At 74.9% G+C, this 1159-nt stretch carries 1 protein-coding gene; it reads left to right on the top strand.

The window, feature by feature from the left end; all coding sequences use genetic code 11:
- A partial coding sequence (locus ACYVE7_RS34370) for a polyketide synthase dehydratase domain-containing protein (protein WP_460370794.1) occupies positions 1-1159 on the top strand: 1159 nt, incomplete at both ends.

Below are 1159 nucleotides of genomic sequence, written 5' to 3'. Positions count from 1 at the left end.
AGCCGTCCCGAGGACGCGGCGGGCGGGGGCGCGTGGACGCGCCACGCCCAGGGCCTGCTCGTGCCGAGCACCGCGGAACCGGACTTCGACCTGGCCGAGTGGCCGCCGCCCGGCGCGGAGCCGATCGGGCTCGACGGCTTCTACACCGCCCGGAACTCCGAACGGCTCGCCTACGGCCCGGTGTTCCAGGGCCTGCGGTCCGCCTGGCGTGCGGACGGCGACCTGTTCGCCGAGATCGTGCTGCCCGACCCGTCCGACGCCGGACGGTACGTCCTGCACCCGGCCGCCCTGGACGCCGCCCTGCACGTCACCGCCCTCCTGGACACGGACACCGACCGCGTCACCCTGCCCTTCGCCTGGTCCGACGTCCAGGTACACGCCTCGGGCGCCACGGCGCTGCGGCTGCGAATGACCCCGACCGGCCCCGACCAGGTGACACTGCGCCTCGCCGACCAGGCGGGCCGCCCGGTCGCCACCATCGGTTCACTGGCTCTGCTCCCCCTCACCGGCGACCTGCTCACCGCCCGCCCAGGCAGCACCGCCCACGAGTCCCTGTTCCAGCTCGCCTGGAGCCCCGTACAGGCCTCGGGACGGTTTGCACCGGTTGGGGTGTGGGCCGATGGGAGCCCCGTTCACCTTTCGGGGCCGTCTGCACCGGTGGGGGAGTGGGCCGATCTCAGCCCGGACGGTCCGGTGCCCGGGATCGTGGTGTTGCGGGCAGGGGGGCCCGGGATGGCGGCGGGGCCCGTCCTGCATGAGGTCCTGGCTGTTCTTCAGGGGTGGTCGTCGGAGGTCAGGTACGCCGGGGCGCGGCTGGTCGTCGCCACGCGGGGGGCCGTGTCGGTGGCGGGTGAGGACGTCACCGATCTGGCGGGTGCTGCCGTCTGGGGTCTGGTGGGTAGTGCGCAGGCCGAGGATCCGGGACGGTTTGTGCTGATCGACCTGGACGACGGCGCGCCCGAGCCCGCCGCCGGGCTGGCTTCGGTCCTGCGGGCGGATGGCGCGCCCCAGCTTGCCGTCCGTGGTGGACAGGTGCTCACGCCGGGTCTCGTGGCCGCGCCTGCCGCTCCGGTCGGTGCGGAGCCGGCGTCCCGGTTCGGCGGTTCGGGACAGGTTCTGGTGACGGGGGGGACGGGCACGCTGGGCGGGCTGGTCGCCC

Source organism: Actinocorallia lasiicapitis, from assembly GCF_054778695.1.
Note: the sequence above shows the minus strand (reverse complement) of the source record. Positions and strands in the feature narration are given on the sequence as shown.